The 20,334-nt window shown below is 43.6% G+C and carries 20 protein-coding genes; 9 read left to right on the top strand and 11 right to left on the bottom strand.

Going from position 1 to position 20,334, the window contains the following annotated elements; translation table 11 throughout:
* Positions 1–65 precede the first annotated feature (65 nt).
* Positions 66–1,271 carry a multidrug effflux MFS transporter gene (locus tag AAEY93_RS18485; protein ID WP_351078964.1) on the top strand — a complete coding sequence of 402 codons (1,206 nt, stop codon included), beginning with the start codon at positions 66–68 and terminating at the stop codon, positions 1,269–1,271.
* A gap of 80 nt (positions 1,272–1,351) precedes the next feature.
* On the opposite strand, the gene AAEY93_RS18480 is transcribed toward AAEY93_RS18485, so the two are convergent.
* Entirely contained in the window at positions 1,352–2,362 is a 1,011-nt protein-coding gene (locus AAEY93_RS18480) for a hypothetical protein (protein WP_351078962.1), read from the bottom strand.
* Between the two features lie 88 nt (positions 2,363–2,450).
* Here AAEY93_RS18480 and AAEY93_RS18475 point away from each other — a divergent pair, with 88 nt between their 5' ends.
* From AAEY93_RS18475 to AAEY93_RS18450, 6 genes are all read left to right on the top strand, one after another.
* A complete protein-coding gene (locus AAEY93_RS18475; RefSeq protein ID WP_351078959.1) occupies positions 2,451–3,062 on the top strand; it encodes a tRNA-uridine aminocarboxypropyltransferase in 612 nt (203 codons plus the stop codon).
* A 5-nt stretch (positions 3,063–3,067) separates the two neighbouring features.
* Positions 3,068–3,466, top strand: coding sequence for a hypothetical protein (locus AAEY93_RS18470; protein ID WP_351078956.1), 399 nt, complete (start codon positions 3,068–3,070; stop codon positions 3,464–3,466).
* A 48-nt stretch (positions 3,467–3,514) separates the two neighbouring features.
* The gene (locus AAEY93_RS18465; protein WP_351078953.1) at positions 3,515–4,156 is read left to right on the top strand and encodes a class I SAM-dependent methyltransferase; all 642 of its coding nucleotides are present in this window, start codon (positions 3,515–3,517) and stop codon (positions 4,154–4,156) included.
* A gap of 473 nt (positions 4,157–4,629) precedes the next feature.
* Positions 4,630–5,958 (top strand): M16 family metallopeptidase, encoded by a 1,329-nt coding sequence (locus tag AAEY93_RS18460; RefSeq protein ID WP_101033120.1) that lies wholly within the window; start codon positions 4,630–4,632, stop codon positions 5,956–5,958.
* Positions 5,955–7,406, top strand: coding sequence for a M16 family metallopeptidase (locus AAEY93_RS18455; RefSeq protein ID WP_351078949.1), 1,452 nt, complete (start codon positions 5,955–5,957; stop codon positions 7,404–7,406). The genes AAEY93_RS18460 and AAEY93_RS18455 overlap by 4 nt, the downstream gene beginning before the upstream one ends.
* Positions 7,407–7,569: 163 nt before the next feature.
* Complete coding sequence (locus AAEY93_RS18450) at positions 7,570–8,160, top strand: hypothetical protein (RefSeq protein WP_124013171.1); 591 nt, start codon at positions 7,570–7,572, stop codon at positions 8,158–8,160.
* Positions 8,161–8,183: 23 nt separating this feature from the next.
* On the opposite strand, the gene AAEY93_RS18445 is transcribed toward AAEY93_RS18450, so the two are convergent.
* The 5 genes from AAEY93_RS18445 to AAEY93_RS18425 form a co-directional block, all read right to left on the bottom strand.
* On the bottom strand, positions 8,184–8,519 hold the full coding sequence (locus AAEY93_RS18445; RefSeq protein WP_101033117.1) for a DUF2956 domain-containing protein: 336 nt from the start codon (positions 8,517–8,519) through the stop codon (positions 8,184–8,186).
* On the bottom strand, positions 8,519–8,983 hold the full coding sequence (gene trmL / locus AAEY93_RS18440) for a tRNA (uridine(34)/cytosine(34)/5-carboxymethylaminomethyluridine(34)-2'-O)-methyltransferase TrmL (protein ID WP_101033116.1): 465 nt from the start codon (positions 8,981–8,983) through the stop codon (positions 8,519–8,521). Before trmL ends, AAEY93_RS18445 begins: the two co-directional genes overlap by 1 nt.
* A gap of 471 nt (positions 8,984–9,454) precedes the next feature.
* On the bottom strand, positions 9,455–10,843 hold the full coding sequence (locus tag AAEY93_RS18435) for an ATP-binding protein (protein WP_351078945.1): 1,389 nt from the start codon (positions 10,841–10,843) through the stop codon (positions 9,455–9,457).
* Positions 10,843–11,529, bottom strand: coding sequence for a response regulator (locus AAEY93_RS18430; RefSeq protein ID WP_101033114.1), 687 nt, complete (start codon positions 11,527–11,529; stop codon positions 10,843–10,845). Before AAEY93_RS18430 ends, AAEY93_RS18435 begins: the two co-directional genes overlap by 1 nt.
* Before the next feature lie 116 nt (positions 11,530–11,645).
* Positions 11,646–13,112, bottom strand: a complete 1,467-nt coding sequence (locus AAEY93_RS18425; protein WP_502959565.1) for a cytochrome C biosynthesis protein — start codon at positions 13,110–13,112, stop codon at positions 11,646–11,648.
* Between the two features lie 299 nt (positions 13,113–13,411).
* Between AAEY93_RS18425 and AAEY93_RS18420 the strand changes: the two genes are divergently transcribed.
* Together AAEY93_RS18420 and fieF are read left to right on the top strand one after the other, a co-directional pair.
* Positions 13,412–13,906 carry a Spy/CpxP family protein refolding chaperone gene (locus AAEY93_RS18420; protein WP_351078942.1) on the top strand — a complete coding sequence of 165 codons (495 nt, stop codon included), beginning with the start codon at positions 13,412–13,414 and terminating at the stop codon, positions 13,904–13,906.
* A gap of 200 nt (positions 13,907–14,106) precedes the next feature.
* Positions 14,107–14,976: a cation efflux pump FieF gene (gene fieF, locus AAEY93_RS18415; protein WP_124013173.1), complete on the top strand. Its 870-nt coding sequence runs from the start codon at positions 14,107–14,109 to the stop codon at positions 14,974–14,976.
* 158 nt (positions 14,977–15,134) lie between these two features.
* Here fieF and AAEY93_RS18410 read toward each other — a convergent pair whose 3' ends face one another.
* The 5 genes from AAEY93_RS18410 to ppnP all read right to left on the bottom strand — a co-directional run bounded on the left by AAEY93_RS18410 (position 15,135) and on the right by ppnP (position 20,095).
* Positions 15,135–16,364, bottom strand: coding sequence for a sensor domain-containing diguanylate cyclase (locus AAEY93_RS18410; protein WP_351078938.1), 1,230 nt, complete (start codon positions 16,362–16,364; stop codon positions 15,135–15,137).
* 136 nt (positions 16,365–16,500) lie between these two features.
* A complete protein-coding gene (gene glnG, locus AAEY93_RS18405; RefSeq protein ID WP_351078935.1) occupies positions 16,501–17,913 on the bottom strand; it encodes a nitrogen regulation protein NR(I) in 1,413 nt (470 codons plus the stop codon).
* A gap of 36 nt (positions 17,914–17,949) precedes the next feature.
* Entirely contained in the window at positions 17,950–18,987 is a 1,038-nt protein-coding gene (gene glnL, locus AAEY93_RS18400; protein ID WP_351078932.1) for a nitrogen regulation protein NR(II), read from the bottom strand.
* Between the two features lie 139 nt (positions 18,988–19,126).
* Positions 19,127–19,651: a DUF4124 domain-containing protein gene (locus tag AAEY93_RS18395; RefSeq protein WP_351078930.1), complete on the bottom strand. Its 525-nt coding sequence runs from the start codon at positions 19,649–19,651 to the stop codon at positions 19,127–19,129.
* Positions 19,652–19,783: 132 nt separating this feature from the next.
* Positions 19,784–20,095 carry a pyrimidine/purine nucleoside phosphorylase gene (gene ppnP / locus AAEY93_RS18390; RefSeq protein WP_124013175.1) on the bottom strand — a complete coding sequence of 104 codons (312 nt, stop codon included), beginning with the start codon at positions 20,093–20,095 and terminating at the stop codon, positions 19,784–19,786.
* Positions 20,096–20,334: the final 239 nt, after the last annotated feature.

Genomic DNA, 20,334 nt, shown 5'->3' with positions numbered 1-20,334 from the left:
TTGACTTACTATAGCGCCCTATTAAGGGTGACCTTTGTGCATTAAAATTTTGAGAGATAGAAAATATGCGTCGTAACCTATTGCCACTATTAATGTTTATGGTGCTACTAAGCCCATTAGCGATTGATATTTATCTTCCATCTATGCCTGCAATGGCGTTGGATTACGGCGTATCTAACAGTGAAGTACAGTCCACCTTAGTGTTATTTTTATTTGCTATGGGCGTAGGACAAATTTTAATTGGCCCATTAGCGGATCGTTTTGGCCGTAAACCTGTCGCGTTATTTGGTATTGTACTTTATGGCATTAGCAGTTTATTAGGTGCTTACGCGGTTGAGTTTGAAGTGTTGCAGATTGCGCGTGTTTTCCAAGGCTTGGCAGCATGTTCAACCTCTATTGTGGTATTTAGTGCGGTACGTGATTGCTATGACCGCAAACAAAGTGTGTCGATGTACAGTTACCTCAATGGAGCCATTTGTGTGGTTCCTGCACTGGCCCCCACATTTGGTGGTCTATTGGCCTTACAGTTTGGCTGGCGTTCTACCTTCATTTTTATGGCTTTGTATGCCATTTTCGTACTGTTTTTAGTGGGATTTCGTTTTCCGGAAACGCGTCCATTAAATACCGACAGCACAGGTCCTTTATACCGTTGGAGCCGTTACAAGCCTGTTATTGGCGATCCTCATTTTATGTTTTATGCCAGTTGCTGCATGATCGCGATGGCGTCTATTCTGTGTTACGTGTCGTACTCACCCGTGTGGATAATTGGTCATTTAGGTATATCTGAACTTACCTTCAGTGGTTTATTTGGACTCAATGCTGCGGTCAATATTGCCGCCTGTTTTGCTGCTCCGGTGTTGGTAAAGCGCATTGGTAATCGTCCGGGCGTATTGCTGGCATTGTCGCTGATGTTAGTTGCTGCCTTTCTCGAAGCGGGGATGTACTTATTCGGCCCACAAGAAGGGTTAGCAGCCGCGATAGCCTTTATGGCCCCAATGATGATCTTGTGTATTGGTTTTGCTATTTTACTTGGCCCTGCAACCAGTATGGCGTTGTCGGCTTTCGGAGAACGAGCAGGCACAGCAGCCGCTATGCTGGGGTGTATTCAAATGAGCGGTGCGTCATTACTGACCGCGTTGGTGCAACTAACGGATATACCGGCACCTTATGCCATTGCGCTGGTTATGGCAGGCTTTAGTGCAGTATTATTGATCATTATGGCAATGAAAAACTTAAGCCATCTGCATCAAGAACAGTTACAACATGACTAATTAGTTTGAGTCATATCACCTTTAACCCGCAGAATGCTAACCACATTCCGCGGGTTTTTTTTACCTCAATATGATGAGACTTAGAAGCGGGCGTTAATGCCTACACTAAAGCTGGTTTGTGAGTCGTTATCATATTCGCCATTGAAATATGAGTGATCAAGTGAAAACTTAGCCGAAAATACATCGGCAAAACGCCAGACGTAGCGGGTGTTTATGCCAGTATAAGTGTCTGTTTGGTCATTATCACCTTGGTTGTCAAAACTGGTATCGCTGAAGTTATAACTAGTATCTACATAACGTTGCTCAACATTAGCCCCAACAGACCATGCATTATTGATATACCAATCGGCATTGATGGCAAGGTTATAGTTGTTGTAACCCATGTATATCTTAGAATCTCTGATGGTTACTTGACCTAAGTTATCAATAGCGGTGCTTGAAGAATTAATAGTATATTGATCATCGCTATAGGTAAATTTACCCGTGAGCATGACTCCAGCGGTTGATTGCAGTGAAATAAAGTGCTCATAGGTTAGGTTGAAAACATCAAGATCACGACTGATATAAGCCTCTGAGTTATAGGTTGCTGATGCAAAGCTGCTTGATTCAGACTCAGACATTCTGCTGTAATTAAGGGTTAATGCCGAATGGTCCGTGAAAAAATAGCCTAGATTGGCTGAATAAGTGGTAAAGCTATCTGGACTACTAGAGTAATTATCTTCCTCAATATTGAGTCGACTGACTTCTGCACCGATAAACCATTTTGAGTCAAAAACGTATTCTCCAGAGATGTTATATAAATCTTCGACGTCAGTGGTGACATAACGCGCTGCAACAGTTGAGCCTTGATGAAAGAATCCCGCCAATGCATATGGCTTATCTGCTTGTTCAACCGCTTTAAAATAATAGCGATAGTTGGCGTTAACTAGGCCATCCGCTTCACCTGATGAGTCTAAAAAACCGATTTCTGCTTCGTGGTGATAGGCATTATCTTGTGCGGCATAAACGGAACTTGTAGAAAGTGCGAGCATTAAGGCAATCGACATCTTTGTCATTGTTGTTGCCATGGTTCTTGTGATAATTCCTGTCATAATAATGGTTCTTCCTTGAGATGTTATGATGTAAAGCCAAGCATATTGAACTCAATATTACATATTTGCAACAATAATAAGACAAAAAATGAGCAGAAGTTATTGTATTAATTGCCAATACCCGCAGTCAGCGTGTGTTTGCCATGCGCTCAAACCGGTGTGTTCCCAAACCGAGGTAGTGGTGATGCAACACCCGTCTGAAGTGGGGCATGCTAAAAACAGCGTGAGGTTATTGAAGCTGGTGCTGCCGCAAACCCAGATTTATGTGGGCGAGACTGCCGAGGACTTTATTGAGTTGCAACACTATTTAGCCACGCAAACGAAACCTGTGTACGTGGTTTACCCCAATGAGCACAGCCAAACCGTCGCCAAGGCCGGAGCGAGCGAGGCCGTGATTATTATTGTAATCGACGGTACTTGGCGCAAGGCGTACCGCATGTTGCAGTTGAATCCGTGGTTAGTTGATTATCCGTCGCTGCATCTTGAGTGTGCAGATGAGTCGCAATATGTTATCCGTAAAGCGAAACGCAGCGACAGCCTGTCAACCCTCGAAGCGGTTGCTCATACTCTGGTTGCGTTAAATCCTGCGACTGATATCGCGCCAATATTTGCAGTGTTTAACACAATGGTGCAACATAAGTTAACCGCTATGCCTGCTCAGGTTCGTGCGCGTTATAACAGCGATAAAATCAAAGGATAGATAACATGAAAATCGGGCTGATAGGCTTATTTGTTTTAGTGGTTGCAGCAAGCTCGTTGACGTTTGTCGTTTCTGGTGCTACTTCTGCTGCTGACAAACCCCATAAAAAAATGACCTTAGCTGAAAAAGGCGAGCAAGCGCGTCAAGAGTCAATTGAACTTGAGCAAAGCCAATTGCAAAAAGCGCGTGAAGCAGCCAAGGCAACCTCGGAACGTGAACAAAAAGTGTTAGCTAAGGCGCAGTCTAATGATTGGGAAGCGCAGCAGCTCGAAAAAGCCCGTGCTCAATCTGATGAGCGTTTAACACGTCAGCAAAAGTATTTACAGCAGGCGCAAGACGCTGCTAAGCAAACACGTAAAATCCCCAAGGCCACCACAACGGCAGAACCGGTTCTATCAGAATAGACTCAGTGTTTATTATTACTTTTCACCTCGCCTGTGTCGGAGTTCATTTTGTCGTGTTGTCCTTTGTGTCACCATCAAACTATTGCGTTTCATCAAGATAAATATCGCCCCTATGTTCGTTGCTCACAGTGTTTACTGGTGTCAGTTCCGGCAGCATTTTATTGGGATGAAACCGCCGAAAAAGCCCATTATGATTGTCACCATAACGACTTTGCCGATGCGGGCTATCAGCATTTTTTATCACGCACCTTAACCCCGTTGTTAACCCGGCTTGCTCCCAATGCAAGCGGATTAGATTTTGGCTGCGGCGAAGGTGCTGTGCTAAGCCAAATGGCGGCAAAGCAAGGGATCAGCGTGGCTAACTATGATCTGTTTTATCACCCAGATACTCAGGTGTTAAGCCAGCAATATGATTTTGTGTGTTTAACCGAAGTGATTGAACATATTGCCAATGCCAAACAACTTATCGAGCTATTAAGCCAATTACTGTTACCCGGTGGCATATTGGCCATTATGACCAAACGGGTATTGAACCTTGAAGGATTCATTAACTGGCACTATAAAATCGACCCGACCCACATCAATTTCTACGCGATTGAAACCTTCGAGTGGCTAGCATTACAACAAGGCTGGCAGCTTGAAGTTATCGGCAGTGACGTGGTGTTTTTTCACGTGCCTGTATTACGTTAAGTGTTACGTGAAGTGTTGCATGAGGGGCATGACGTGTTGGATGAATAGTGGTCAACTCAATAAAGTCCTCGCCAGTCTCGCCCACATAAATCTGGGTTTGCGGCATCACCAGCTTAATCATGACCGGCAGGCGTTAATAAATAGATACAATTGACTTGTTAGCAAATGGCTAAAAAAGTTAACAAAAGGGTCATTACAGGGTAGTTTTGTTGCACTCATTGGTTTAAACATGGAATCAGCATTCCTCTGTACTCCCTTGAAACATTGCTTTCAAGGGGCCTTATGAGCGTTAACACCAGCGAAGCTGAATATAAGCCAAGTTGGCTGCAACTATTCAGCGGGTTTTACGTTGATGAAAGTGGCCTTAAACTTGGCGTATAAATCATGGCGCAAGTAGCGTTAACGGTATTAAGCGCGGCATAAAAAAACACAATGTAGATTAATTATTGGACAAGTGCTCAAAGGAGCGAGATATGATCCGCAAGATAATGGCGTTGTTGATGACGTTAGGCGTTCTAAGTGCGCCTTCGGTGTCAGCGACACAAGCTGAAGATATTAATAGTTTTACTTTAGATAATGGCATGAAAATTATGGTACTTGAGGATAGCTCTATCCCAAATGCCAACATGTACATTTTTTGGAAAGTCGGTTCGCGCAATGAAGTGCCTGGCATTACCGGTATTTCGCACTTTTTTGAACATATGATGTTTAATGGTTCTAAAAAGTTTGGCCCGAAAATGTTTGATCGCACCATGGAAGCCGCTGGTGGCGCTAATAATGCCTATACCACTGAAGACATGACAGTGTATACCAACTGGTTTCCTGCAAATGGCTTAGAAACTATTTTTGATTTAGAAGCGGACCGGATCGCCAATTTAGACATCAACCCTGAAATGGTTGAAAGTGAACGTGGCGTGGTGCAGTCAGAGCGGACTACCGGGCTTGAAAACTCTAACTGGCGCACTATTCAAGAAGCGCTTAAAAGTGTTGCCTTTGCAGCCCACCCATATAGTTGGTCTGTGATTGGTTATGAGTCCGATATTGCTGCTTGGACATTAGCAGACTTACAGCAATATCATAAAACTTACTATGCGCCTAACAATGCGCTAGTGGTGATTAGCGGTGATGTGAAGTTAGCCCAAGTAAAAGCACTGGCTAATCAGTATTTCGCGCCAATTCCAGCCCAAGCAGCGCCAAAAGCTGTGCGCACGGTTGAGCCGCCACAAAATGGTGAGCGCCGAGTATTTGTCAAAAAAGAGTCTGTGAGTACGCCAAACATTATGTTGGCTTACCATGTACCTGCCACTCGCCATGCTGATTATTACGCGCTTGATTTATTAGCGTCGATGTTAAGCGAAGGCAATAGCTCGCGTTTTTATCAGGCGTTGGTCGACAAGCAATTAGCGTTATCGGCCGACACCTATATGCCGATGTCGTTCGACCCGAATCTATTTTACATTTTGGGTGTGGCCAATGCTGGTGTGAGCGCTGAGACCTTAGAGCAAGCCTTAATTGAGCAAATTAATCTTATTGCCACCCAAGGTGTGACTCAGCAAGAGCTTGAAAAAGTAAAAAATATCAAACTAATGGATTTTTACCACGCTATGGAAACCATTAACGGTAAAGCCAATACATTAGGCACATACGAGCTGTATTTTGGCGACTATACCAAACTGTTTAACGCCCCAGAAGCGTATAACCAAGTCACCCCTGCTGATATTCAGCGTGTGGCGCAAACCTATCTAATTAAAGCGAATCGAACTGTCGGTGTGCTCGCTGCTACTGAGGAGTCAGACCAATGAAAACCGTTACTCACACACGCATTAAGCTATCGTTATTGGCTATCGCATTGGCTTGTAGCATAGGGATAAGTGGTTGTGCGACCATTCAGAAAACTACTGCCGATACCGCCAACCCTGTCACCGCGAGCTTTGTGCTGCCAAGCTACCAATCCGTCACGTTAGACAATGGCTTAAAGGTTAAGTTGATGGTGCAAAAAGAAGTGCCATTAGTGACCATTGATGCCGTGGTTAGAGTGGGCGCGGTCAATGATTTGACCTCTGGTATGGCTTACATCACCTCACAAAGTTTAATGTTAGGTGCCGCGGGTCAATCTAAGGCGGACATCGAGCAGCAATTAGACTTTATCGGTGCCAGCATTAATACCAGTGCCGATTTAGAAGGCAGTTATATTCGTGCCAATATGATGAGCAAAGATGTGGATACTGTGCTCAATATTTTTAGCCATGTATTACGTCAACCTGACTTTGATGCCACTGAATTTGATAAGCTAAAACAGCGCGAAATCGTTGGCTTATCACAGCAAAAAGAAAGTCCGCGAGCTGTGATTGGACGCTACTTTAATCAGTTAGTCTTTGGTGAGCATCCTTATGCCAACCCAGTATCGGGTAATAGTGACACCATCGCGAGCCTGTCTATTGAGGAACTACGCGCTTTTTATAAAGGTTATTATCAACCAAGCAATATGACCATTAACGTGGTGGGTGATTTTAATGTTGCCGATATGACCGCCAAGCTTAATAAGGCCTTTGGTGATTGGCAGGCAACCGAAACCGTGCTTCAGCCAGATTTAAGCCAAGCCTTACCGACGCTCACCAAGCCGCAGGTGTTGTTAGTCGACAAGCCTGATGCAATTGAAACCACCTTTTTAATTGGTGGCGTGGGAATTCGTTATAACAACCCAGATTATGTTGGTTTGACCGTCGTTAACACCATCTTAGGTGGTCGTTTTACCTCATGGTTAAATGATGAACTACGCGTCAATGCAGGCTTAACTTACGGTGCTCGTTCCGGGTTTAGCCCGTATGCGCAATCTGGATTATTCCAAATCAGTACGTTTACCAAGTCGTCGACGACTAAAGAAGCGATTGATTTAGCCTTAAAAACCTATGCTCGTTTGTGGGAAAAGGGCATTGACCAAGTGACGTTAGATTCTGCTAAAGCCTATGTCAAAGGCCAGTTTCCGCCTAAATATGAGACCAGTGGTCAATTAGCCGGTTTATTGTCTGACATGTATTTATATGGCTTTAATGATGATTTTATTAATCAATTTCAAGCTAAAGTCGATGGACTTACCCTAGCTGAAACCCAACGTTTGATTAAGCAATATTTCCCACAGCAAAATTTACAGTTTGTGTTGATTGGTAATGCAGAACAAATTGCTGATGTTGCGGCGCAATACGGTGAAGTCACTACAGTGGATATTACCGCCACCGGTTTTGGCCAGTAGGTATTTGTTGGTTAGTCATATCATGGCCCACTAAGGTGAGCCATTTTTTATGGTTAACCATCACCAAAGCGTGCTCATTGCCAGTGATATTATAGGGTATGTGGTATTGTAACGGCTTACCGGTGTTGGGCAGTAGATGTATCTAATCATAAAGGACATTTGAATGGTAAGAAGTTTGTTTACCCAAAAAGGTCGATCAATATTTCTGTTAATGGCAATGTTGTTACTGACACATTCAGCCTCAGCTTATGCAGATAAAGTGACATTGAATACGTTTTGTAGCCAATTAGCTGGCGAGTGGCAGGGCAGTGCTGCCAATCCTAATGTTTACCCCAAGAAGGTCACTACCTCGGTGATGTGCTCTGCAGATAGGCGCAATTTGTTCATCAGTGTTAGCCGGGGCAGTCGTTTTACAAACAGTGAAACCTGGTGGTTTAGGCAACAAAACGATCATATTTTATTGGTGTATGCCAATGGTGTTACCGATGACGTGTCGCAGGAGTTAACGCTTTATGAGCAAGCTGGCCGTTACTCATTTTTAGGCAAAGGTGAAATAAATCAACGTCCAGCATTAGTGCAGTTGCAGTTTGATCCCATTATTGACGATACCGATACCAGTGCCGATCAGGCAATACTAGGATGGCAGTGGCAGCAAAGCGCTCATTATTTGGATGACGACAGTGAGCAGTATCAGGTCGTCAGAGCCATTAGCCTGCTTAAACCGTCAGCAGAGGAGACTCAGCTGACTGAATAACGTGAGTGTTTCGCCAATGCGGTTTAGCGGTAAAACAGGTAAGCGGCAAACAATGCCCAACTCAAGAGTAATAAGCCCATTAACGACCACGTTAGCGAATTGAATCGACTCTGGGGCACAATATAAGGCATATCGGGCTCATCATTGGTGGGCGTGGTACTTTTGGTTTTTTGTTGCTGTTTACGTGCTTTGTCACGATCACGGGCTTTGACTTTATGCTGCTTTTTAAATTCAGTAATCCCTTTCTCAATGCCTGCGGCAATCAGCTTAGTTTGTTCTTTCGTTTGTGCGGGTCTTTGGGTTGCTTTGGCAATGGCTAAAGCATCGTGTTGGGTTTCGGGTGACTGGGTTTTTTTCATTACTCTGCGCCTGCAAAACCGAGTTGACGCCATGCTTCATAACTAATAATGGCGACTGAGTTTGATAAATTTATACTACGGCTATTGGCTGTCATTGGAATACGTAACCGCTGCGCAAGTGGCGTCGCATCAATAATATCCATCGGCAGTCCACGAGTTTCTGGGCCAAATAACAACACATCATTCTCTTGAAAAGCAATTTGAGTATGGGGACGGCTGCCTTTAGTGGTGCAGGCGATAATACGTTTTCCTGCCATGGCCTCTAAAAAAGCGGCATAATTTTTATGGCGAGTCACACTGGTTAGGTCGGAATAATCGAGTCCAGCGCGACGTAGTTTCTTTTCTTCGAGATCAAAACCTAACGGCTCAATCAAATGTAACTGTGAGCCATTATTGGCACATAGACGGATGATATTTCCAGTATTTGGGGCGATTTCGGGTTCATAAAGGGCAATCTGAAACATAGCAACCTTACGGTACGAAGTATAAAAAGAATGACAAATTATACATTAAGCAGGGTTTGACTGCGAGACGTTATCAAAACTGACTCGGTTACTGTGATGAGCATGCGTTAGCGTGCTGATATGACTTTTAGCAGGTATCTTTTTTGGGGTAAATATGACTCTAGCCTTGGTAAACGGTGGATTGAATTTGTCACGATACAATGGATGATATTGCTAAAAGTCGATGGCAGAGTATTGCAGCAAGGCGATTTAATCTATTGGCGGCATAAGCACTGACGATACCGGTACTAGGGGTCACTGTACCGAGGATAATATATATTGCTGTCTTTCATACACTATGGTTCATACGCTATGGTTCATACGATGGTTAATCGTGTGACGATATTAATCATAGTTGTTCATCAGTAAGCCGCTCCTAATCCCAAGCCGAAGTTTATTATCCCGAGGTGAGGTCACCAGTTAATGTTTACATTAAATGGGTAAGTCGATGGTGACGATTAGCCCATGTGATGGTTGATTTTTGGCAACTATGCGTCCTTTATGGGCATCAACTGCCGCTTGAGTAATGGCTAATCCTAATCCCCATCCACCAGATACGCGATCACGTGCGTTATCAGGTCGATAAAATGGCGCAAATATCGCTTCGAGCTCTTTTTCTGCAAGGCCGGGACCGTCATCGCTGACCACAATACGAACTTGGTTTTTTGTTTGCTGACTTTCAATATAAATATGTTGCTCAGCGTAACGAATGGCATTACGCAGCAGGTTCTCAATGGCGCGGGATAAGGTTCTAGGCAAATGGTTAAAGCGGATAGACTCGTCGATATCTATATGTAATTGTTTACCTTGCTGTTCGGCTTCAAATTCGGCGTCATCGAGCACTTGGCTTAAGGTTTCTGTGAGTTCAGCTGTCAGGCGTTTTTCGCTAACATTTAAGGTAACTCTAGATAAGGTTAATAGCTCGCCAATTAAGGCATCTTGTTGTTGAGCTTCATATTCTATTCGATCCAGTTCGGTGCTGTGCTGACCTTTTTTACGAGCAAGTGCCAATGATAGTTGCAGCCGCGTCAGTGGCGTTCGCAGTTCATGGGAAATATCGCCCATTAATCTTTGTTGGTTATTCACCATGGCTTCAATGGCGTCGGCCATACCGTTAAAAGCGATTGCCAATTGGCCCATTTCATCACGCCGATTAGCGGTAGCCGCATCAACTCGGCTAGACAAGTCGCCTCTGGCGAGGGCATTGGCACTGTGCTTGAGCGAACGCAATGGTTTACCTAAATACCATGCCAGCAAACCGCATAATAGGCCCGATAATAAAATGGCTAGGCCTGCCGTGAGTAATTTATTGTCAGCAAAAAAGAAAAACCACGGCCGAGGATGGTTATCGGGTAAACGGCCAAATAATTGATAGGGTTTGCTGTTGACCTCAAAAGAATAGGGGCCAAAAATGAGCTCGTCTCTAAATTGGTGGCTTATCGGCTGATCTGCCTCTTCTGCCATCAGTTGAAAGCGTCTAAATCCACGCGAGACGTGTTTACTGTTTAACACTTGGCCTTCACCATCGGTTAAATATAAACGCAAAGGGCCGCCATTATGCTTACGGTCACCGCCACCGTCTTTATTGCGGTTATGGCGCAGACGTTGTAGGTTTTTGCCTTCGAGTAATTGAGGTTGCTCTTGTATCCGCTCGGCGACGTTTTCCAGCATCCGCTCAAGGCTAGGCGGCAAAGGTGAGCGGTCATGATTTTGCTGCAATAATGGCAATAATGACACCAGAGCAATAATCAACGAACTGCATAGCCAAAAGCCCAGCAATAATTTAAAAAACAGTCGGTTAAATGGATTGTTTTTCAGCATTATGGTATCCAAATATAGCCTTTACCGCGCAGGGTTTTGACCCGTGGACGGCCGTCTTGGCGCTCTGGTAGTTTTTTGCGTAAGTTAGACAAATGCATATCTAAACTACGATCAAATGGCATCAGTTTTTTGCCTAATACGTTTTCACTTAATGACTCTTTGGTGACCAGTTCGCCTGATTTTTCGAGTAAATTAAACAACAGTAAAAACTCGGTGCCCGTCAGGATAATCAGTTGTTCGTTGCAATAGGTTTCTTGGCGGGAAGGGTCGAGGCGTAAATCACCAAACTGCATCATTTCATTGGCTTGGTTATCTTGTTGAGTGGTTTGTGCTCGACGTAAGATGGCCCGAATTCGAGCCACTAATTCGCGGTCATTAAACGGTTTTGGCAAGTAGTCATCGGCACCGATTTCTAGACCGACTACCCGATCAATTTCTTCGCCGCGGGCGGTTAGCATCAACACAGGGGTTTGCTTGCGTTGCCTTAAGGCGCGCAATACTTCAAAGCCATTGAGCTTAGGTAACATGACATCAAGGAGGATTAAATCGAAGTCCTGCTGTTGCGCCATCAATAACCCTTGCTCACCATCATAAGCTTGGGTTAAGGCAAATCCTTCCAATTCAAGTAATTGGCTGAGTAGATCGGATAAACCAATATCATCGTCGATAAGTAAAATGCGATTCATAACTGTCCTCTGGCACAAAGAAAATCTGCATGCTAACGCTAACATACAGATTTTTCGATCAATTAAGGTTATCGCATGCCAATATTAAATCATATCAACATTGCACAGTTTTACATTTACCCTGCTTTATTTTGCACTACGTAGCGTTTAATTCTGGCAATAATAAAGGTGAGTACAATCGATCCAAGGATCAGGCCTACCGAAAAGACTGCATTTTGCAGTGAGTTAGGATTAAAGACTAACATGCTGCCTAACCCTAACATCATAATACCTGACATCAGTTTAAGTACTTCGCCTTCTTTTTCGGTCAGTTTGCGTTTACCTAACGTCATTGAGAACACAATCACAATTACGGCAAGTGGGATAACATAAACCACATTATAAGCAATGAGGTATAAGTAACGTTGCATGGTATCGAGATCTGATAATGACAACACCGAGGTGTAAATCATCGGGAAGCCTGCGGTGCACAGTAGTTCATAGGTATTGGCTAGAATAGCCAGAATGGTTGAGCCTAAAATCATGGTGGGTAATGAACTGGCTTTAGATAATTTACCCATACGTTTTATCAGTGAACCACGATTTTCGACTGACATTGAAAGGCTAACGTCGCCGCGGCCATAGAAGTAATCTTTTATATTCACTATCGCTGCGATCAAGGCCAATACCCCTGCACAAGTGATAATGATGCCGCCATCACCGCCGCCGAGTAGTTGGAATAAATTTAACCAAGCACTCATAAATATAAAATAGATAAAGCCTGAGAAAAATACAAAAATACCGCCCACTAATAGCATACGTCTGCGGCTGCCGGCGTTAACCATAATGCTCAGTAAAAACAGTAATACGAAAAAGGCGCAGGGATTAAATGCGTCGACACCCGCTAATACTATGGTCAGTACTGGCAATGACATTTGTTCAGGATGCACTGCACCAATTAGTGGAATGTTGACAGGCTGAACCGATGGTACTGGAGTAATGTCACTGGCTTGGTCAAATGACATGCCACAAGAACCTTCGGCTTGAGGATCATCACTGTTGTCACCACAGGTTTCAAATAATGGCGTATTTTCAACTGGAGTCGCACCTAGAAAATCATCGAGCTTATCGCCAATATCAGCTTTACCACCATGACGTTGGTAGCAGTTGACTAAACGCTCTAGGATGTAACGCCCTGTGACATCATGGTTGTTATAGCCGACTACGGCCTCGCCACAAATGGCAAAGTAGGGTACCGATTTAGGTTCAATACCAGTCTGTTGGCCCATTTGCATGAGTTTATCGACATTACCGGGTTCGCTAATGGCGTAGTCGTGTAATTCAATCCAGTCAAAACGTTCGCCTAGGGCGTCAATAAAAGGGTGTGCTTCACGACAGTGCGGGCAGGTTTTTGACCAAAAAAAGTGCAGCTTTACCGACACTTGTTGATCATGTTGGCTAAACCACAGAGGGTCGTCTGCGTTATGCATTTGAGTCGTGGTTGCTGCGGTATCTGCAGCGTCAACCGAGTTGGAAGCACTGGCACTCGGTGCCAGTAAGAAGACACTAAAAAGTAAAAGTAATGGGCCAATCAATCTGTTCATAAATAATCTCGTTAATATCGTTAATATCGTTAATATCGCTAATAATATGATTTTATGCCCTTAAATGATCGCTGTAAGTGCTAAGTCAAAATAACGTTAACTGGCTCGCATTACGGTGATATTAATATGCAAATATGCCAGCTGGATCATGAAATCGGCTGTTTAAAGTGTTAAGGGAAATATTCTTTACACAATTTTACCCAGGCATAACCCTCATTGACATTGCATTGGCTACAATGAGTATTAAATCTGTTGCGGCAGAAAATGAATTATACAACATAAATATAGAGGAACTTCTGATGAAAACACGTTCAGTGATCAAAGCAAGTCTCGTTGCCTTAGTGGCAAGTTCGACATTATTGGCGAGTCAGTTATATGCGGCAGACACAACTACCGATACAGTAACAAACACAGAGTCTGTGTATCAAATGGGTAATATGCATCATGGTCGTAAAGGGGGTATGCATAAAATGATGCATATGCTTGATTTGACTGCCGCTCAGAAAACGGATGTCAACGCGATTATGCAAAAGTATCAAGCTAACCGCCCTGAGCGCCCAACTAAAGAGCAGCGCGCTGAGCACCGTGCAGAAATGCTAGCGTTAATCACTACCGCCGGGTTTGACGAAGCCAGAGCAACGGAAATGGTTGCCACTCAACAACAAAGACATCTGCAGCGAATGCTCACTCATTTGAAAATGCAAAACGAGATGTATCAACTATTAACGCCTGAACAGCAACAAACGTTTCAAGATCAATTTAACCTAGGCAGAGGCCATATGTCTCGTCGTTAATTGTTAGCGTATACCCATGGTGTTTTATTGTTTGAAGCCGTTACCTTGTAGTAACGGCTTTTTTATTTATGCAAGTTTGCTAATAGTCACACTTTGCATAAGACCAGCAGTTACTTTAGTAAACTTTATCCTAATTAAGCAGTGAACTTGCTATAGTAAGCGCAGTTAAATCATCCATAAAAAGAGCCGATAATTCCTTTATGAGTACCTCTTCTGAATATGACTTTTGGGTCAAATTAGCTAGCCGCGCGTCAGTGGCAACTGCGCTGTGCCTTATTGTCATTAAGTTAATCGCTTGGCTGCACTCGGGATCGGCCAGTATGTTAGGGTCATTAACGGATTCATTTGCTGATGCACTCGCTTCGATTGTTAATTTTATTGCTATTCGTTACGCCATTGTTCCCGCGGACAAAGACCATCGTTATGGCCATGGTAAAGCAGAGCCGTTAGCGTCATTAGCCCAGGCCGCCTTTATTTTGGGCTCGGCGTCATTGTTATTATTGTATGGTGGTGAAAAGTTAATTAACCCTGTTCCGGTCACCAATGCGGTGAGTGGGATTGTGGTGTCTATCATTGCGATTGTGCTGACATTTGCCTTAGTGTTGCTGCAACGACACGCTCTGGTGAAAACCAATAGTTCATTGGTTGAAGCCGATTCATTACATTATAAATCTGATTTGCTACTCAATGCTGCCGTGTTATTAGCGCTAGTATTGGCACAATATGGTTGGTGGTGGGCTGATGGTCTTTTTGCAGTATTCATAGCATTATTTATTGGCAATCAAGCGCTTGGTTTAGGTTATCGTTCAATTCAAAGCTTACTGGATCGCGAGTTAGACAACGACACTCGCGACAAGATTAAAGCGTTAGCCAAGCAAGATCCTCGCGTTCAAGGCGTTCATGATTTGCGCACTCGTCAAGCGGGTAAAACCACGTTTATTCAATTGCACATGGAATTAGCCGGTGACTTGTCCTTGCATGACGCTCATGAAATAGCAGATAAAGCGGGGTTGATGATTAAAGAGGCGTTTGATGATGCTGAGGTGATTATTCACCAAGATCCGGTATAAGTTGACGAGTTCTGTCAACATTACCCGGTTGCATTAGGTTTATCTACTTAACCTCGACTCTGGTTAAAAGATGGCGGAAGTAAAGTAACGCCCAATACTTCACCTATTTCATAACCGCTTATTCTCCCGAGCTGAGTGTTATGAGTAATCAGGTAAGCTTATGCAAACACTAGCTGGTGAGTGATTTGTGATCGGGCTTGCTCTAGGGCTGTGTCTGCACGCAAAATAAGAGTGTCGATAGTGTCGTTAGCTTGCCAGTTTGATAACCCAACAGAGGCACTAAAACGAATATGCTTATCCGTAGCGGGTTCGATTAGGGCTGCATTATTGATACTATGACGAATACTCTCGGCAATTTTTAGTGCCATTTTTTTGCTGTCAGCTTGGATGATGGCAACAAACTCATCACCACACCAGTGGGCTAATAAATCGGTATCAGCCAGCTTGCTTTGGCAATGTTGAGCAAAATGAATTAATGCTTTATCACCGATATCATGACCAAATAAATGATTAATTTGCTTTAAGTCATCTAGTCCCATTAATACACAATAAAGGTGTTCATGTACAAGGGTGCTATCGGTCATTAATTGTTGACTAAAATGTATTAGCCCTCGTCGATTAAGGGTATTAGTCAGGTAATCAGTATAGGTTTGTTTATCAAGTTTCTCTGTTAATAAATAAGACTCAGTGACATCTATCATGGTCACTTGAATCGCTGACTGCCCCTGCCAACTGATAACACTTTCCAGTAATTTTACCCACATTAAACGGCCGCTTAAATGTAAACATCTGATTTCAAAAGAGTGAGATTTTATTTTACTCGCTAATAACGCAGCGTTCGCGTCTACCCATTGCTCTTGATAGGCAGGTTCAATCACATCTAAAATTGAGGGTAGTGACATAATCGTTTGAGTATTAGGGTAACCGAATAGCTGCGCTAACGTTTGATTGCAATGCAGTGGGCTAAAGTTACGATGCACCAACACCCCTTGAATAGAGCCATTAACTAATTGTTGATAGCGATGTTCACTCTGTACTAATGCATGTTTAAGCGTGGTGGATTCGGTTAAATCAACAATCGTGATTTGCAGTGCAGGGCGCCCTTGCCATTCGACAATATGTTCAATCGTTAATACGTTGATTATCATGTCTAAACGGTTACGATTAATGTAATTGCGTACCTGCGGCTTTTCGATACCGCTCATTAATGCGTAGTAAGTGTGTGCAGCGACGTCCTGCATTTCAGGATCGATTAACTCTAAAATACTCTTCAGCGCTAAAATATCTTGAGCTGTATTATAACCGAATATTTTTGCATAATTATCATCAGCATAGAGTGGTATAAAATCTTGATGAATAACTACACCAGAATGAGCATCAAAATCCACAATCGGTCCTTATTTGAATGTTATATTTTAAGGTAACATTTTTAGTGGATAAATATTCTAGTCCTCTTGGTTATTTGCATGATTATGTGATGAATAAACGCGATAAACCAATACTATTGGAGATAATGTTCACTTGTTAGTCCATTGACAGTTCTTTCAATTTACGGGTTAGGGTATTACGCCCCCAACCTAGACGCTTAGCGGCTTCTTGTTTATGGCCTTGGGTATGTCTTAGGGCTGTTTCAAGTAAAATACGTTCAAATTCAGGTTGAACTTCAGTTAATAAATCACTTTCACCAGCAGCAAGCTTTTCATCAATCCAATCGGTTAATGCGGTCTGCCAATCCGTTGCCCCAGCCGATTTTTGTTGAGCACTGATCGGATCTTTAAGTAATTCAGGAGGCAAATCTTGCGGTAAGATTTCTTGTCCAGAGGCCATTACGGTCAACCAACGGCAAGTGTTTTCCAGTTGGCGAACATTGCCTGGCCACGGTAAATTGGCCAGTTTTACCGCGGTTTCTTTGGTGAGTATTTTGGGCTCAACGCCAATTTCTTTCGCCGCTGTGTTTAAAAAGTGATTGGCGAGTTGGGCAATGTCTTCTCGACGCTGTGATAGCGGTGGTAAGTGGACTCGGATAACATTCAGGCGGTGATATAAGTCTTCACGGAAGGTGCCTTTTTGCACCAGCACCTCAAGGTTTTGGTGGGTTGCAGCAATAATTCGCACATCCACTTGCACGGCTTGATGACCGCCGACACGATAGAATTGCCCATCGGCAAGCACGCGCAATAATCGGGTTTGCACATCGATTGGCATGTCACCAATTTCATCTAAAAATAGGGTGCCACCATTAGCTTGTTCAAAACGACCTTGGCGCACATTAGCGGCACCGGTGAACGCACCTTTTTCATGGCCAAAGAGTTCTGATTCAATCAAATCTTTTGGGATAGCGGCCATATTTAACGCGATAAACGGTTTTTCTTTACGAGGACTGTGTTTATGCAATGCCCCTGCAACTAACTCTTTACCCGTGCCTGATTGGCCATTAATCAGCACACTAATCGATGAACGTGATAACCGACCTATTGCACGAAATACTTCCTGCATGGAGGGGGCTTCACCAATAATTTCAGGGGTTTTTATCGTTGTATCAATAACGGGTTGTGGCGTTTGTTCGGTAGCATGAGTTAGTGCGCGCTCAACTAAATTAATCGCTTCATCAATATCAAATGGTTTGGGCAAATATTCAAATGCCCCCGCTTGATACGCACTCACTGCACTGTCTAAGTCTGAGTGGGCGGTCATGATGATCACCGGGATATGCGGGTAATGCAGTTGTAAGCGCTCAAGCAAGGTTAAACCGTCAGTACCTGGCATGCGGATGTCTGACACAATAACTTGTGGCTGCGATGCTTCTAAAGCTTGCCATAATGATTCTGCAGCAGCAAAACTGGCCGTTGATAGCGATGCGCCTTTAAGGGCTTTTTCGAGTACCCAACGGATCGAACTATCATCATCGAGGATCCAAACTTGTTCACTAATGTTCATGTTACTACCTCATTCTGCCTACAAAGGGCATGCTAGTTATTGTAATGGCAGGTTAATAATAAATTCGGTATGACCTGGTGCCGAAACACAATCGATGCGACCGCCGTGTAATCGGGCAATGTTATGTGCAATGGATAAACCTAAGCCTGAACCTTCGTCACGACCGGTGACCATAGGGTAGAAAAGCGTATCCATTAACTCGCAAGGAATACCGGGACCGTTATCAATAATCGATAAGGCGAGTACCACTTTATAACGCTGTGTTCCAATGGTGACTTGATGTTGGGTGCGAGTGCGAATGACAATATCGCCGCCACAGTGTTCTAAAGCTTGAATGGCATTTTGAACAATATTCAATACCGCTTGCTGCATTTGATCTGGGTCCATTTGAATGTCAGGGATGGATGGATCGTAATCTCGTTGTAAATTGATATGGTCTGGCAGTGCCATTTCAACCAGCTTAAGTACTTTTTGTATCACTTGGTGGATGTTGTGTTCAGTCTGCTGAGTAGGGCGTTGTGGGCCGAGTAAACGGTCGACTAAATTACGTAATCTATCTGCCTGTTCGATTATTAAGCTGGTAAATTCTTTTAAATCAGGCGAAGTGAGCTCTCTAGACAATAACTGCGCAGCCCCCCGAAGGCCAGCCAGTGGATTTTTAATTTCATGGGCTAAGTTACGCACCAAAAACTGTGCGGCTTGCTGTTGGGCGTCCATATTAAGCTGCTGATGAATGCGCCGTTGTTGGTCGACTTGACGTAGTTCTAAGATGCTGAGGTTATTGTCATTTTCAATTGGTATCAAGGTGATATCAATGGTGTGATGCTGACCATCCAAGGTAATTAATGCGGCGGTATTGACCGTGAGTCCTTGGCCAGCATTAATAGCATCGCGTAGTAGTTGTGGCTCAACCCCCATGAGTTGATAAAGCTCGGGAAGCGTCTGTTCGAGTAGCTTATGATTACCGACTCCCAATAATTGTGCGGCCGCGGCATTGGCATAGCACGGCTTGAGCTGATTATTAATCACCAGCACTGCGGTAACTAAATGATTGAGAAGGTTATTGGTATCCATTAGCCGTCCTAGTATAGGGTTGCACCATCATGGTGCACCACATTGGTGCGATCTGCAACCTGGCACACTCAAGCACTCACAAAGATAGATAGCCAAACATAAAAGTATAAGGTAATGAATTAAGTGGTTTTTATCTTAATTATTTAGACTTATTTGCGGGCCCAAATACTGATGCTTGGTGAAGGAATATCTTTCTAGGAGAGCTTGATGCAAGGACTTTGCCGCTTTGCGTTACAGCATTAACAACAAGGGAATGTTCACCTCGATTAATGCCTGTTAATTGGAACACTGGCGAAACTTGTGGTTGAGCAATGATGACCCCATCGATTAATAATGTCAGCAACACCCCTCGAGGTAACTCGGGCGCAACGCTAGCAGACACGGTAAAATTACCGTTATTATCACGGACAGTGGCTTCTTGTTGAGGGGAGGTAATCGAGATAGTGTAGTTAATTTGAGTTTCTGTTGTAGGCGTTACATTGAGTTTTTTAGGTATATTAATCGTTATATTATTTTGCGTGTTTTCATTTAGATCAATAGCTTCAGCATTATTTTTGGGTTCATCTGAGTAATGCACTTTGCCATTTTCATCTACCCAACGGTATACGGTCGCAAGGCTTTGGGCACTCAATAATAGTAAACCAATAAGTATGATAAGGCGCATGATGCACTCCATAAAACGATAGTTTCAATAGAGTAGACGTTTTTAAAGAAAAAATCAGCTTAAACTGTTTTGATTAAGCTGAATATAAGCGGGCAATATTAAGCCGCTATTGTTTATTTAGGTGCAACAACACTAGATGTATTGGCAGCAGTATTCTGAAATTTGTGCCGTACGGAGACTGAAGCTTACGTTTGGTGCAAGTTCAAACTGGCTGCCTGTAGCGTATATAACCCACTCAGTTTGCCCCGGTAATAACACGTCAAACTCGCCAGAAATGACCTGCATTATTTCGCCTTGAGCAGTGGAGAACTCATATTCACCAGGCAATACAACACCCAGAGTTTGTTTACTTCCATCGGCTAACACTACGCTTCTACTGATCACTTTACCGTTAAAATGTACATTGGCTTTTTTAGCGACGCTTACCTGTTGCAACATACTCATATGTTCTCCCTAAAAATGATATTGATTTCAATCTATCTGCGTTTACGTAAAATATCTAGTTAAATATTTTCATCTTGTATCGCTAGAGTCGCTTCGCTGCTAGGGCGGACTGCGTCCTGCTAGAGTCGCTTCGCTGCTAGGGCGTGACTTCGTCACTGCTAGTGTCGCTTCGCGGTTAGGGCGTGACTTCGTCACTGTTAGTGTTGTCGCTTCGCTGTTAGGGCGTGACTTCGTCACTG

It is taken from the genome of Shewanella sp. CAL98-MNA-CIBAN-0140 (assembly GCF_040309905.1).
In the GTDB taxonomy this organism is placed as follows: Bacteria; Pseudomonadota; Gammaproteobacteria; order Enterobacterales; family Shewanellaceae; genus Shewanella; species Shewanella psychromarinicola.
Note: the sequence above shows the minus strand (reverse complement) of the source record. Positions and strands in the feature narration are given on the sequence as shown.